The 13,705-nt window shown below is 60.0% G+C and carries 15 protein-coding genes; 9 read left to right on the top strand and 6 right to left on the bottom strand.

Features of this window, described 5'->3' with window-relative positions:
* Positions 1 to 4 precede the first annotated feature (4 nt).
* Entirely contained in the window at positions 5 to 1,237 is a 1,233-nt protein-coding gene (gene coaBC, locus Q8R10_RS10950; RefSeq protein ID WP_305653698.1) for a bifunctional phosphopantothenoylcysteine decarboxylase/phosphopantothenate--cysteine ligase CoaBC, read from the bottom strand.
* Positions 1,238 to 1,476: 239 nt separating this feature from the next.
* On the opposite strand from coaBC, the gene radC reads away from it, so the two are divergent.
* The 3 genes from radC (at position 1,477) to rpmG (ending at position 2,846) form a co-directional block, all read left to right on the top strand.
* Complete coding sequence (gene radC, locus Q8R10_RS10945; protein ID WP_305653696.1) at positions 1,477 to 2,151, top strand: DNA repair protein RadC; 675 nt, start codon at positions 1,477 to 1,479, stop codon at positions 2,149 to 2,151.
* A gap of 292 nt (positions 2,152 to 2,443) precedes the next feature.
* Entirely contained in the window at positions 2,444 to 2,680 is a 237-nt protein-coding gene (gene rpmB, locus Q8R10_RS10940; protein ID WP_305653694.1) for a 50S ribosomal protein L28, read from the top strand.
* Positions 2,681 to 2,690: 10 nt separating this feature from the next.
* Positions 2,691 to 2,846 (top strand): 50S ribosomal protein L33, encoded by a 156-nt coding sequence (rpmG, locus tag Q8R10_RS10935; RefSeq protein WP_305653692.1) that lies wholly within the window; start codon positions 2,691 to 2,693, stop codon positions 2,844 to 2,846.
* A gap of 164 nt (positions 2,847 to 3,010) precedes the next feature.
* Here the strand turns inward: rpmG and Q8R10_RS10930 are convergent, their stop codons facing one another.
* Together Q8R10_RS10930 and Q8R10_RS10925 are read right to left on the bottom strand one after the other, a co-directional pair.
* Positions 3,011 to 3,376: a cupin domain-containing protein gene (locus Q8R10_RS10930; RefSeq protein ID WP_305653690.1), complete on the bottom strand. Its 366-nt coding sequence runs from the start codon at positions 3,374 to 3,376 to the stop codon at positions 3,011 to 3,013.
* A gap of 16 nt (positions 3,377 to 3,392) precedes the next feature.
* Positions 3,393 to 4,733 carry an aspartate aminotransferase family protein gene (locus Q8R10_RS10925; RefSeq protein ID WP_305653688.1) on the bottom strand — a complete coding sequence of 447 codons (1,341 nt, stop codon included), beginning with the start codon at positions 4,731 to 4,733 and terminating at the stop codon, positions 3,393 to 3,395.
* A 247-nt stretch (positions 4,734 to 4,980) separates the two neighbouring features.
* Here Q8R10_RS10925 and Q8R10_RS10920 point away from each other — a divergent pair, with 247 nt between their 5' ends.
* Together Q8R10_RS10920 and Q8R10_RS10915 are read left to right on the top strand one after the other, a co-directional pair.
* The gene (locus Q8R10_RS10920) at positions 4,981 to 6,474 is read left to right on the top strand and encodes an aldehyde dehydrogenase (protein ID WP_305653686.1); all 1,494 of its coding nucleotides are present in this window, start codon (positions 4,981 to 4,983) and stop codon (positions 6,472 to 6,474) included.
* Positions 6,475 to 6,678: 204 nt separating this feature from the next.
* Complete coding sequence (locus Q8R10_RS10915) at positions 6,679 to 7,830, top strand: MFS transporter (RefSeq protein ID WP_305653684.1); 1,152 nt, start codon at positions 6,679 to 6,681, stop codon at positions 7,828 to 7,830.
* Positions 7,831 to 7,948: 118 nt separating this feature from the next.
* On the opposite strand, the gene Q8R10_RS10910 is transcribed toward Q8R10_RS10915, so the two are convergent.
* On the bottom strand, positions 7,949 to 9,271 hold the full coding sequence (locus tag Q8R10_RS10910) for an FAD-binding oxidoreductase (RefSeq protein ID WP_305653682.1): 1,323 nt from the start codon (positions 9,269 to 9,271) through the stop codon (positions 7,949 to 7,951).
* 372 nt (positions 9,272 to 9,643) lie between these two features.
* Here Q8R10_RS10910 and Q8R10_RS10905 point away from each other — a divergent pair, with 372 nt between their 5' ends.
* Both Q8R10_RS10905 and Q8R10_RS10900 read left to right on the top strand, forming a co-directional pair.
* Positions 9,644 to 9,997: a YkgJ family cysteine cluster protein gene (locus Q8R10_RS10905; protein WP_305653680.1), complete on the top strand. Its 354-nt coding sequence runs from the start codon at positions 9,644 to 9,646 to the stop codon at positions 9,995 to 9,997.
* Positions 9,998 to 10,113: 116 nt separating this feature from the next.
* A complete protein-coding gene (locus Q8R10_RS10900; RefSeq protein WP_305653678.1) occupies positions 10,114 to 10,968 on the top strand; it encodes a TIGR02285 family protein in 855 nt (284 codons plus the stop codon).
* 72 nt (positions 10,969 to 11,040) lie between these two features.
* Here Q8R10_RS10900 and Q8R10_RS10895 read toward each other — a convergent pair whose 3' ends face one another.
* Positions 11,041 to 11,382, bottom strand: a complete 342-nt coding sequence (locus Q8R10_RS10895) for an FKBP-type peptidyl-prolyl cis-trans isomerase (RefSeq protein WP_305653677.1) — start codon at positions 11,380 to 11,382, stop codon at positions 11,041 to 11,043.
* A 39-nt stretch (positions 11,383 to 11,421) separates the two neighbouring features.
* Entirely contained in the window at positions 11,422 to 11,910 is a 489-nt protein-coding gene (locus Q8R10_RS10890) for an Lrp/AsnC ligand binding domain-containing protein (RefSeq protein ID WP_305653675.1), read from the bottom strand.
* Positions 11,911 to 12,068: 158 nt separating this feature from the next.
* On the opposite strand from Q8R10_RS10890, the gene dadA reads away from it, so the two are divergent.
* Together dadA and Q8R10_RS10880 are read left to right on the top strand one after the other, a co-directional pair.
* Positions 12,069 to 13,367 carry a D-amino acid dehydrogenase gene (dadA, locus tag Q8R10_RS10885; RefSeq protein WP_305653673.1) on the top strand — a complete coding sequence of 433 codons (1,299 nt, stop codon included), beginning with the start codon at positions 12,069 to 12,071 and terminating at the stop codon, positions 13,365 to 13,367.
* Positions 13,342 to 13,695: a RidA family protein gene (locus Q8R10_RS10880; RefSeq protein ID WP_305653671.1), complete on the top strand. Its 354-nt coding sequence runs from the start codon at positions 13,342 to 13,344 to the stop codon at positions 13,693 to 13,695. The genes dadA and Q8R10_RS10880 overlap by 26 nt, the downstream gene beginning before the upstream one ends.
* The last annotated feature ends 10 nt before the right edge of the window (positions 13,696 to 13,705 follow it).

Genomic DNA, 13,705 nt, shown 5'->3' with positions numbered 1-13,705 from the left:
TGGCTCAGTTCGGGTCGGTGAGTTCGGGCGGGCGGACAGCCAGGCGGTCGGCGATAAAGGCCACCAACTGGCGGGCAATTTTGCCTTTGCTAGTTTGCGCGAAGCGCGTTTCCAGTAATTCGCGGTCAATCACGCTGCAGGCGTTTTCTTCGCTATTAAAACCAATGTTGGGGTTGGCGACATCGTTGGCGACGATCAAGTCCAGATTCTTGTCTTTCAGCTTGCGCGCCGCGTAGTCCAGTAGGTGCTCGGTCTCGGCGGCAAAGCCGACACTGAAGGGCCGGTCGCTGCGCCCGGCCAGGCTGGCGAGAATGTCCGGGTTACGCACCAGGCGCAGCAGCAGGCCGTCATCGCTGTTGGGGTCTTTTTTCATTTTCTGGTTGGCGATTACTTCTGGACGGTAGTCGGCCACGGCGGCGGCGGCGATCAGCAGATCGCAAGGCATTGCTGCTTCGCAGGCGGCAAGCATGTCGCGGGCGCTGGTGACGTTGACCCGCTTGACCCGGTCGGGAGTCGGCAGGTGCACCGGGCCGCTGATCAAAATCACCTCGGCACCGGCTTCGGCGGCGGCTTCGGCTAGGGCAAAACCCATTTTGCCGGAGCTGTGGTTGGTGATATAGCGCACCGGGTCGATATTTTCCTGGGTCGGCCCGGCGGTGATCAGCACGCGCCGGCCGGTCAGGCTGCGGCGCTGAAAGCAATCAGCGGCGGCTTGGGTGAGTTCATTGGCCTCGAGCATGCGGCCCAGGCCCACATCGCCACAGGCTTGGCTGCCGGCGGCCGGGCCGAACAGTTGAAAGCCACGACTGCTCAAGGTCTGCGCATTGGCTTGGGTGGCCGGGTCGCGCCACATGGCTTGATTCATCGCCGGGGCCAGGGCGACCGGGGCGTCGGTGGCCAGCACCAGGGTGGTTAACAGGTCATTCGCCAGCCCTTGGGCCAGGCGCGCCATCAGGTCGGCGGTGGCGGGGGCGATCAGCACCAGGTCAGCCCATTTAGCCAGTTCGATATGGCCCATGGCGGCTTCGGCGGCGGGGTCGAGTAGCTCCAGATGCACGGGGTTGCCCGACAGCGCTTGCAGGGTCAGCGGGGTAATAAACTCCTGGCCGCCCTGAGTCATGACCACCTGCACTTCGGCACCTTGCTCGCGCAGGCGCCGAATCAGTTCGGCGCTCTTGTAGGCGGCAATGCCGCCGCCCACGCCGAGGACGATGCGTTTCCGATACAACCGCTGCATAGCACTGCCTTGTAAACGATGGGATGTCGTGCGGACTTAATGCCTGTCGGGCTGGGCGGCCCGGCGTGTCAATCGCCGCGCAAAAGTTCGGCTACGATATCACAGCGACCGCGCGGGAACAGCGGCGCCGGCTCCTGTGGGGCTGTGGCTCAAGGAGGGCGTATGGGTATTTGGGCATGCCAGCCCGGCGCACCCCGCAGCCGTGCTTCAAGGAAGCTGTATTGGCTCAAGGAGGATGTATGAGTATTCGAGATTGGCCAGCGGCGGAGCGGCCGCGGGAGAAATTGCTGGAGCGTGGCGCCAGTGCCTTGAGTGATGCCGAATTATTGGCGATTTTCTTGCGCACCGGCGTCGCCGGGCAAAGCGCAGTCGACCTGGCCCGGCATCTATTGGGCGATTTTGGCAGTTTGCGTGCGTTGCTGGAGGCCGACCTTGGCTCATTTAGCCGGCGCTTGGGCTTGGGCCCGGCAAAGTTTGCCCAACTGCAGGCGGTGCTGGAGATGGCGCGTCGACACTTGGCCGAGCGCCTGCAGCGCGATGGCACCCTGGAGAGCCCGCAAGCGGTGCGTGATTACTTGAAAGCACGGCTACGGCATGAGCCCCATGAAGTCTTCGCCTGTCTGTTTCTGGATGCCAAGCACCGGGTGCTGGCTTTTGAGGTGCTGTTTCAGGGCAGTATCGACGGTGCCAGCGTTTATCCACGGCAAGTGGTCAAGCGCGCCTTGGCGCATAACGCCGCTGCGGCGATCCTCACCCACAATCATCCCTCAGGGGTGGCTGAGCCCAGCCAGGCGGACCGTTTACTCACCCAGCGGCTTAAAGAGGCTCTGGCGCTGGTGGACGTGCGGGTGCTCGACCATTTTATCGTCGGCGACGGCGAACCCTTGTCGTTGGCGGAATACGGCTGGCTGTGAGGCTTGCTGGTTTGCGGGTTTGCGCGACGAATGGTCGTGAGCGTCAATGCTCAGCAAATCCGCGGCCTGTGCGCTGTTGATGGGGGCCGCGCCGGATGTTTTGCAGAGCATTTCTTGCTGTATAGGGCTCCTTCTGATATAAAGGCGCGCTCTTTTATAGGGTCCCGGTTTCCTTCTTTTGTAGGTGTGGCCGGTAAGACCCTGAAGAAACGTGGCGCCGAGCGCCAAATGACTTTGAGTTTAAGCGGCCAACCCATGCCGGGTTGGGCATGTGGTTTTAGAGGGCTGATGTATGTCAAGAGTCTGTCAAGTTACCGGCAAGGGTCCGGTAAGCGGGAACAACATTTCCCACGCAAACAACAAAACCCGTCGTCGTTTTCTGCCGAACCTGCACCATCACCGTTTTTGGGTTGAGTCGGAAAATCGCTTCATTCGTTTGCGCGTATCTGCCAAAGGCATGCGTGTAATCGATAAGCGTGGTATTGACGTAGTGTTGTCCGAGCTGCGTGCTCGCGGCGAAAAGGTTTAAGGAGCTAGTTATGCGCGAATTGATCCGTTTGATCTCAAGTGCCGGTACCGGCCACTTCTACACCACCGACAAGAACAAGCGCACCACCCCGGATAAAATCGAAATCAAAAAATTCGATCCAACTATCCGTAAGCACGTGATCTACAAGGAAGGCAAGATCAAGTAATTGATCAGCCTTGCTGAAAAATCCCGCCTTTGCCGGCGGGTTTTTTTTTGCCCAAAATTTGGTTTTTTGCAATCATGCACTGCGCCGAGTTGGCCTTTACTGCAGGCCAAAAAAAGCCCGCAGTGTTAGCGGGCTAAAGATCACGCATGGAGATTCGTTGCTGATTAGGCCTTGGCTTGCTCGAAGATCACATAGACCTTGCGGCAGTCTTCCAGCACTTCCCAGGTACCGCTGAAGCCAGCTGGGATGACGAAGCGGTCGCCGGCGCGGACGGTCTTGCCGTTGCCCTCGGCGTCACGGATGACCGACACGCCCTGTAAAATTTCGCAGTATTCGTGCTCGGTGTAGCTGATGGTCCATTGGCCGGCGGCGCCTTCCCAGATGCCGACGTTGAACTGCCCGCAGGGGCTGCCGTAGTGGTTGGTGACGCTCTGCGCCGGGTCGCCCTTGAGGACTTTCTCCGGCGCGGGGCGGTAGTGCTCAGGCGCGGCGCTGGACTGGGCGAAGTCGATGATGGTTGCGATGTTCATGGGGATCTCCAGTGGTTTAAACCGCTAAGCGGATGGCGTTGGCGAGTTTGTCGACGAGAGTGTCGATTTGCGCCTTCTCAATAATCAGGGGTGGCGACATGGCGATGGTGTCGCCGGTGCAGCGCACCATCAAGTCGTCGGCGAAGCACTGCTCGAACACCTTGAAGCCGCGCTTGCCTGGGCCGTCGTGGTTGGCGGTGAGTTGCACGGCAGCGACCAGGCCGATGCTGCGGATATCTTGCACGTTCGGCAGGCCTTGCAGGCTGTGCAAGGCATCGGCCCAGTAACTTTCCAGATTGATCGCGCGCTGGAACAGCTCCTCGCGCTGGTAGATCTCCAGCGTAGCCAAGGCGGCGGCGCAGGCCACCGGATGGCCGGAATAGGTGTAGCCGTGGAAGAACTCGATGGCGCCGTCCGGGCCGCTCATAAAGGCCTGATAGAGGTCTTCATGAACGAACACCGCGCCCATCGGAATGGCGCCGTTAGTCAGGCCCTTGGCGGTGGTCATGATGTCCGGCGTGACGCCCCAGCGTTGCGCGGCAAAGGCCTCGCCAACGCGGCCGAAGCCGGTGATCACCTCATCAAAAATCAACAGAATGCCGTGCTTTTGCGTGATCTCGCGCAGGCGCTGCAGATAGCCAACGGGTGGCAAGATCACACCGGCCGAGCCGGACATCGGTTCGACGATGACGGCGGCGATGTTCTCGGCGCCATGCAGGGTCACCAAGCGTTCCAGTTCCTCGGCTTTTTCGGCGCCGAATGCGGGCAGGCCTTTGCTGAAGGCGTTGCGTTGTACGTCGAGTGTGTGGCCCAGATGGTCGACGCCCGGTAATTGCAGCGGGAAGGCGCGGCGGTTGTTGACCATGCCGCCGACCGAGATACCGCCAAAACCGACTCCGTGATAACCCAGCTCGCGACCAATCAGCCGGGTGCGGGTGCCTTGACCGATGGCGCGTTGGTAGGCCAGGGCGATTTTCAGCGCGGTGTCGACCGACTCCGAGCCGGAGTTGGTGAAGAAGACTTTATTCAGGCCCTTGGGGGCGATCTCGGCCAGGCGCTCGGCCAGTTCAAACGGTAACGGGTGGCCCATTTGAAAGGTCGGGGCGAAGTCCAGCTTGGCGATTTGCTTGCTCACCGCCTCGGTGATTTCCCGGCGGCCGTGGCCGGCGTTGCAGCACCAGAGGCCGGCGGTGCCGTCCAGTACCTGGCGACCATCGCTGCTGGTGTAATACATGCCTTGAGCGCTTTCCAGCAGTCGCGGTTTGGCCTTGAACTGGCGATTGGCGGTGAAGGGCATCCAGAATTGATCGAGACTGTTGTTTTTATTGAGCGTTTTAGGCGTATTGCTACTGGTCATTTTACCCACCAAGGCAAGCGAAATAGGCTGCTGTGAGCCGGTTGCTGCGCAGTCTATGTTTAATAAAACGAACATGACAAGGCTTTTTCTGGGCTTTATGTAAAAAATAATGGAATATCGCCGTGCTCTGGTTTAGGGTTGCGAGTATGTCCGCCCGTTGGCTGGCCTTGCAGAATTTTTGACAGTGCGCGTGTCGAGCACGACGCACTCTTCTACTAATAAGAGCACCGATTAAGAGGACGTTCGCATGACCACTTTGACCCGCGCCGACTGGGAGCAACGCGCTCAAGCCTTGGTAATTGAAGGCCGCGCTTTTATCCACGGCGAATACACCGACGCCGCCTCCAAGGCGACTTTTGACTGCATCAGTCCGGTCGACGGCCGTTCCTTGGGTCCGGTCGCCAGCTGCGATCTGGCCGATGCCAATCTGGCCGTCGCCGATGCTCGCGCGACTTTTGAATCCGGCGTCTGGTCACGGCTGTCGCCGGTCAAACGCAAGCAGGCGATGATTCGCTTTGCTAATTTGATGGACGCCAACGCCGAAGAGTTGGCGTTGCTGGAAACCCTCGACATGGGCAAGCCGATTGGCGACGCCCTGAGTGTCGATGTGCCGGGCGCCTCGCGGGCGATCCGCTGGAGCGGCGAGGCGGTCGACAAGATTTACGACGAAGTGGCCGCCACTCCGCACGACGAACTGGGCCTGATCACCCGTGAGCCGATTGGTGTGGTGGCGGCCATTGTGCCGTGGAACTTCCCGCTGATCATGACCTGCTGGAAGCTCGGCCCAGCCCTGGCTACCGGCAATTCGGTAATCGTTAAACCCTCGGAAAAATCGCCGCTGACCGCCATTCGCCTGGCTCAGCTGGCATTGGAAGCCGGTATTCCGGCCGGTGTGTTGAACATCCTACCGGGCTACGGTCACACCGTCGGCAAGGCGCTGGCCTTGCATATGGATGTCGACACCCTGGTGTTCACCGGTTCGACCAAAATCGCCAAGCAGCTGATGATTTACGCCGGCGAGTCGAACATGAAGCGCGTCTGGCTGGAAGCTGGCGGCAAGAGCGCCAATATCGTGTTCGCCGACGCACCCTGCCTGAAGGCGGCTGCCGAGGCTGCCGCTGCGGCCATCTGCTTTAACCAGGGCGAGATGTGCACTGCTGGTTCGCGCCTGTTGATCGAGCGTTCGGTGAAAGATCAATTTATGCCGCTGCTGCTGGAAGCCATGCAAGGCTGGAAGGCTGGTCACGCTCTGGACCCGGCGACTTCGGTCGGCGCCCTGGTGGATAACCAGCACCTCAACAACGTGCTGGCCTATATCGAAGCCGGGCATGCCGAGAAAGCCACGCTGCTCTGTGGTGGTAAGCGCACCCTGGCAGAAACCGGTGGCCAGTATGTTGAACCCACCATCTTCGATGACGTGCACAACAGCATGCGCATCGCCGCCGAAGAGATCTTTGGCCCGGTGTTGTCGGTGATTACTTTCGACACGACCGAGGAAGCCATTCAGATCGCCAACGACAGCATCTATGGTCTGGCGGCGGCGATCTGGACCAGCAACCTGTCCAAGGCGCACCTGGCGGCCAAGGCGTTGCGTGTCGGCAGCATGTGGGTCAACCAGTACGACGGTGGCGACATGACCGCACCTTTCGGTGGCTTCAAGCAGTCGGGTAACGGCCGGGATAAATCGCTGCACGCCTTCGACAAGTACACCGAACTGAAAGCCACTTGGATCAAGCTGTAAGACGTTTTGCGTAACAGCAATGGTGGAGGTAAATCGTAGGGTGGGTTAGCGCAGCGTAACCCGCCGCCCGACCGCAAGGTCGGCCATTGTCGGCACCATTGGTGGGTTACGCCGCTACGCGGCTAACCCACCCTACGATTAAACATACGCGGCTGGATTCCTCTGGGAGTCCGGCCGTTGTGCATTCTAGGCAGGGAGCGGGTAATGCGTTGGGGCACTTATTTTGCCGTCTGTGCGGCGGTTATCAGCATCGGGCTGGCGCTGGGGGTGACCCTGCCGCTGGTGTCGTTGCGGCTGGCGAGTTGGGGTTATGACAGCTTCGCCATCGGTGTGATGGCCGGCACTCCGGCGGTCGGCGTGTTGCTGGGCGCCGCCATGACCGGGCGCCTAGCGGCCAAATTCGGCACGACGGGCTTGATGCAGTGCTGTTTGCTCAGCGCCGCCGTGTCGGTAGCGTTGTTGGCGTTGGTACAGAGCTATCCGGTGTGGCTGGGCTTGCGCTTGCTGATCGGCATGGCGCTGACCGTGGTGTTTATCCTCGGCGAGAGCTGGATCAATCAACTGGTGGTGGATGCCTGGCGCGGTCGTTTGGTGGCCCTGTATGGCACCGGTTATGCGCTCAGTCAGCTGTCCGGGCCGTTATTGTTGAGCCTGTTGGGCGCCGATGGCGATCAGGGTTTTTGGCTCGGCACGGGGTTGTTGATCGGCGGCTCCTTGCTGTTGCTCGGCCGCACTGGGGCGCCGCAGGTTAACGCGGGCAGCGCCTCGGGCCGCGGCTTGTTGGACTTTTGCCAGCGCTTGCCGGCGATTGCCTGGGCAGTGGCGCTGTTCGCCGCCTTCGAGGGCATGGTGCTGACGCTGTTGCCGATCTATGCCCTGCAGCAGGGCTTTACCCAGAAGGATGCCTTGCTGATGGCCAGCGTGGTGGTGATCGGCGATGCGGCGTTGCAACTGCCGATTGGTTGGTTGGCCGACCGGGTGTCGCGCGCCTGGTTGTTTGCCGGCTGTGGCGCGGTGCTGGCGCTGTCCAGCCTGGCCATTCCAGCGTTGTTGCAGGGGCAAGCGCTGTGGCCGTTGTTGGTGGTGTTTGGCGCCAGTGCTGGCGGGCTGTTTACCCTGGCGCTGATCATGATCGGCGAGAACTTTCGCGACGATGCGCTGGTGCGCGCCAACGCCCATGTCGCGCAGCTGTGGGGTTTGGGTTGTTTGTTCGGGCCGCTGCTGACCGGCGCTGCCAGTCAGTGGCTAACCGGCCACGCCTTGCCACTGCTGATGGCGCTGGGGGCGGCGCTGTTTGTTGTGCTGGTCTGGCAGCGGCCGCCGTTCGCGGCGGTGTTAAACATGGAGCAAGGCTGACTTTGCAGGAGGGGCTTTAGCGACCCATAAGGAGGTGGGAAATGCAGTAAGCCGCAGGGAGCGGCTGCTGCCCGCGATAAGCTTAAAAGCATCGCGGCTAAAGCCCCTCCCACTATTGTCAATGCAGACCAATTGCATCCTTGGCCCGATACCACAACATGCCCAGTGCCAGCAGCGGCGAACGCAGGTGTTTGCCGCCGGGGAAGGTCATGTGCGGTACTTGCGCAAACAGCTCAAAGCCCCGGCTGTGTTGTTGGCAGATGGCCTCGCCGAGCAGCTTGCCGGCCAGGTGGGTGGCGTTCAGGCCGTGGCCGGCATAGGCCTGGGCGTAGAACACGTTGGGCTGGTCTTGCAGGCGGCCGATTTGTGGCAGGCGATTGGCGCCGATGCCGATCATGCCGCCCCATTGGTAGTCGATCTTGACGCTGGCCAGTTGCGGGAACACCTGCAGCATCTTCGGCCGCATATAGGCGGCGATGTCCGCCGGATCGCGGCCCGAGTAATGGCAGGCGCCACCGAACAGCAAGCGGCGGTCGGCCGACAAGCGATAGTAATCCACGGTCACCCGCTGGTCGCAGAGCGCCATGTTTTGCGGGATCAGGCTGGCGGCCAGCTCCGGCGTCAAGGGTTCGGTGGCGATCACATAGCTACCGGCCGCCAGCACCTTGCCGCCGATGCTCGGGTTCAAGTCATTCAGATAGGCGTTGCAGGCCAACACCAAGGTCTTGGCCCGCACCCGACCCTGGGCCGTGTGCACACAAACCTCGGGGCCGTAGTCGATGTGCGTCACTGCCGAGTCTTCAAACAGGCGCACGCCCAAACTGGCGGCGGCGGCCGCTTCGCCGAGGGCCAGGTTGAGCGGGTGCAAGTGGCCCGAGCCCATGTCGATCATGCCGCCGACATAGCGGTCGGAGCCGACCACGCTGTGCATCTGATCGGGGGCGACCATGCGCAGTTCGTGCTGGTAACCGAGGCTGCGCAGTTCCTCGGCGTCTTCGGCAAAGCCGGTGTAGTCGCTGGGTTTGTTTGCCAGGTCGCAGTAGCCCCAGGTCAGGTCGCAGTCGATGGCGTACTTGGCCACCCGGCGGCGGACTATCTCGACGGCCTCCAGGCCCATCAACTTAAATTCGCGCACGCCATCGCGGCCGACCAGATTTTCAAACTGCTCCAGCCCATGGCCGACGCCGCGAATCAGCTGGCCGCCGTTGCGCCCGCTGGCGCCCCAGCCGATCTTGTGGGCTTCCAGCAGCACCACCGAGAGGCCGCGTTCGGCCAGCTCAATGGCGGTGTTTAAGCCAGAAAAGCCACCGCCAACAATGCACACATCGGCCTGCACCTCTCCCTGCAGCAGCGGGTAGCTGTGTGGCTGCTTGACGCTGGCGGCGTAGTAAGAGGCCGCGTGCTGCGGGCTGTGCACAGGCTGGCGAAGGGAGGCGGGCATGGCGGTGATCCTGCTTTTATTAGAAGAGTATTGGGAGTCTGTCGGACCTGGCGCAGCCCTACGGCGAAAGGCTGGGTGCTGGGGCGTTAGCTCGCGCAATCTGCTGAAAGCCAATGACTGTTTGCCGCTAGTAAACGAGGCAACGCGCTCAGTCCCAAGCTTTCCCGCTAGGGGGCGTCCAGGCCGGACAGACTCTTAGCGCAGCATAGGCGGCCATCGGCCGGCGACCAAGACTGCTTGAGGCAAAAGCTTTTTGCCTGTCAGGCAAAACTGCTTGGTCGGGACTCGTCCGCTGCGTACGTCGACTGGGTTAAACTGCGTGTTTATTACGCCGCCCTTGATGTCGGCGCACCGCACAGGAGCTGGGCCTTAGTGAGCTGCAACCGAGAAATTATCGCGCGCCTGCGTGAGCGCATTCCATCGTTTGAATGTGTGCCTGGTTGTCACGATTGCTGCGGGCCGGTCACCACCTCCTCGGAAGAAATGTCGCGGCTGCCGGTGAAAACCGACGCCGAGCATGAAGCCGCATTAAATGAACTCAACTGCGTGCACCTGGGCCCCAACGGCTGCGAAGTCTACGGCGAGCGCCCGCTGATCTGCCGCCTGTTCGGCACCACGCCGCGCATGCCCTGCCCGAACGGTCGCCGCCCGGAAGACATGATCGAGCCGCAGATCGAGCGGCAGATCCATCACTACATCGCCACCACCCGGCAGGTGTTGGTGTAGGGCTACTACGGGGTCATCTGCGCCGCTCCTTTAGTCTGAGAGACTGGATTCTGGCGCTGAGAATTATAATTGCGGACTAAACTGAACATGGGCTGTTTATCTGCCGAGGATAGATGATGAAAATGTGCCGCTGGCTATATACATGCCTTGTGTGTTTTTCATCCTGGGTTAGTGCTGAAGAAGTTGTTTGGGTGGGCGCAGACTTCCCACCAATGTCGATGAGTCAGGGTGAGTATGCGCATCAGGGTTATATTGATGCCATATATAAATTTCTCAAGAGCTCTTTGCCGCAACACGAATTTAGCGAGAAAACTGTACCTTGGGCGCGCGCCATGTATATGGCGCAGATGGGTGGTCCCTACTGTCTAATCAGTGCTTTTTATACGCCGGAAAGAGCTAAATTCCTGCGCTTCACTGAGCCCTATGGTTACTTGTTGCCGCTCGGGCTGGTGGTTCGTGCGGACGATAAAGCCAGATTCGCTGAGTTTATTACTGCGAGTGGCCGGATAAGGTTAGATAAATTGTTGGCGGATGAAAAATTTATTATTGGCCTCGCCGGTGGTCGGAGTTACGGACCTTTAATCGATGCAATGCTTGCTCCGGCGTTGGCCGATGATGCAAAGAATGTTCATAAGGCCTATCAGGATGAATCCACCAAAATATTAATCAATATGCTTGGCCATAAGCGTTTTGACTATATGTTTGGTTATCCAAGTGAGGCGGTTTTTTATGAGGCGCCGAATATTAAGCTGTTGTTTTATCAAATTGACGGTAGCGATAAATTGCTAGAGGGGCGTTTGAGTTGTACCAAGGGCCCAGTGACTGACGCCGTGTTTGCCGATGTGTCCAAGTTAGTCACCAGCCGAGAGTCATTCGCGGTATTCCAGAGCGCTTATGAGCGCTGGTTACCTGAATACTTGCTCGGCCCGTATCGGCAGCAGTTGGCGCAACTGCGCAAGGCTAAGCTTTAATCGCTCAGCAATAATTTCAGCGCAGTATGCGTGGCGCTAGTCGCGCAGCTTTCCCGCCTTACTTAATTCCCATCAATCATCCCGCGTCAGCACTTCCAGCAGTTCGATCTCGAAAATCAGATTTGCATGAGGCTTGATGTACTCGCCCATTTGCCGTTCGCCATAGGCCAGGTGCGCCGGGACCAGCAGTTTGCGTTTGCCGCCGACGCGCATGCCCAGCAGGCCTTGATCCCAGCCCTTGATTACCCGGCCAGTGCCGATCACGCACTGGAATGGCTTGCCGCGCGTGTAGGAGGAGTCGAAAACCGTGCCGTCCTCCAAGGTGCCGCAGTACTGGGTGGTGATCAGGGCGCCTTTGACCGCTGCTTTGCCATCGCCCAGTTGCAGTTCTATGACCTGTAATTCGTCGTGCATTGATCGCTCTCGCTTAGCTGTGGGCGGTTTTGGCCCGGCCTATTCCGCGATCGGCAGGGTCAGGCTTTCCTTCACCTCTTCCATGACGATATAGCTCTTCGACTCGCGCACATGGGGCAACTTCAAGAGGATGTCGCCGAGCAGTTTGCGGTAGGAGGCCATTTCGTTGATGCGCGCTTTGACCAAATAGTCGAAGTCGCCGCTGACCAGGTGGCATTCCAGCACGTGGGGCAATTTCAGCACCGCGCGGCGGAATTCTTCGAAAGTGTCGCCGGATTTGTAATCCAGGCTGATCTCGACAAACACCAGCAAATTGGCCTTCAGTTGCTGCGGATTGAGGCGGGCGTAGTAGCCCAGGATAAAGCCGTCGCGCTCCAGCCGCCGGACCCGTTCGGTGCAAGGGGTGGTCGACAGGCCGACCCGCTCGCCGAGGTCGGTAAAGCTGATGCGGCCGTCGGCTTGCAGCTCTCGTAAAATATTCCGGTCGATTTTATCCAGCTCGCGACGGCTCTGGTGTTGGGTGCGCATGGGGAATCTGCCTCCGTAAACCCGGTTATTGTCGAGATTTCTCCTCGAATATAGCTGTTTAAACAGTGAGTTTCACTGCTTGAGGCTTTTTATACTGAACAACATCTACGCTCAGAATAACAAACGCCTGCGGCCGCGCCGCAGCAATGGAGACGAACATGCGTGTCATGGTGCTTGGTAGCGGTGTGATTGGTACCGCCAGTGCTTATTATCTGGCGCGGGCCGGTTTTGAAGTGGTGGTGGTCGATCGCCAGGACGGCCCGGCGCTGGAGACCAGCTTTGCCAACGCCGGGCAAGTCTCGCCTGGTTACGCCTCGCCCTGGGCCGCGCCCGGCGTGCCGCTGAAAGCCATCAAATGGTTGCTGCAAAAGCACGCGCCGTTGGCGATCAAGGCCACCGGCGACATCGACCAGTACCTGTGGATGGCGCAAATGCTGCGCAACTGCACCGCCAGCCGTTATGCGGTGAACAAGGAGCGCATGTTGCGCCTGTCCGAGTACAGCCGCGATTGCCTGGATGAGCTGCGCGCAGAAACCGGCATCAGCTATGAAGGCCGTACTCTGGGCACCACCCAGCTGTTCCGCACCCAGGCACAGCTGGATGGCGCGGCCAAAGACATCGCAGTATTGCAGCAGTCCGGCGTGCCCTATGAATTGCTCGACCGTGCCGGCATCGCCCGCGTCGAACCGGCGTTGGCGGCGGTGACCCATAAGCTGGCGGGTGCTCTGCGCTTGCCCAATGACCAAACCGGCGACTGCCAGCTGTTCACCACCAAGTTAGCGCAAATGGCCGCTGATTTAGGCGTGGAGTTCCGCTTCGGGCAGAACATCGAGCGGCTGGATTTCGCCGGCGACCGCATCAACGGCGTGTATATCGATGGCAAGCTGGAAGTGGCCGATCAATATGTGTTGGCGCTGGGCAGCTACAGCCCGCAACTGCTCAAGCCACTGGGCATCAAGGCACCGGTTTATCCGCTGAAGGGTTACTCGCTGACGGTGCCGATCACCAATCCGGCTATGGCGCCGATGTCGACCATTCTCGATGAGACCTACAAGGTCGCTATCACCCGTTTCGATAACCGCATCCGCGTTGGCGGCATGGCGGAAATCGCCGGTTTCGACCTGTCGCTAAATCCGCGTCGGCGGGAAACCTTGGAGATGATCGTTGGCGATCTCTACCCGCAAGGCGGCGACCTGCAGCATGCGGAGTTCTGGACCGGCCTGCGTCCGGCCACCCCGGATGGCACGCCGATTGTGGGTGCCACCAAGCTGCGCAACTTGTTCTTGAACACCGGTCACGGCACGCTTGGCTGGACCATGGCCTGCGGTTCGGGACGCTTGCTGGCAGACTTGATCGCCAATAAACGCCCGCAAATCAGCGCCAGTGGTTTGGATATTTCCCGTTACAGCACCCCAGTCGAGAGCTCAAAACATGCCCATCCAGCGCCTGCACACTAATCAACGCATGAGCCAGGTGGTGGTGCATAACGGCACCGTCTATCTGGCCGGCCAGGTTGGCGAGGACATGACCGCCGGGATTGCCCAGCAGACCCGCGAAACCCTGGCCAGCATCGAGCACCTACTGCGTGAAGCCGGCAGCGACAAGACCCAGATTCTCTCGGTGACCATCTACTTGAAGGACATCGAAGCGGACTTTGCCGGCATGAATGAGGTCTGGGATCAGTGGTTGCCCCAAGGCACCGCCCCAGCCCGCGCTACCGTTCAGGCACCGCTGTGCGAGCCAGAGATTCTGGTCGAGCTGTCGGTGATTGCGGCGTTGAAATAAGCCTGCAGCA

The organism is Pseudomonas sp. (assembly GCF_030698175.1).
Lineage (GTDB): Bacteria > Pseudomonadota > Gammaproteobacteria > Pseudomonadales > Pseudomonadaceae > Aquipseudomonas.
This window is presented reverse-complemented; position numbering and strand designations above follow the sequence as displayed.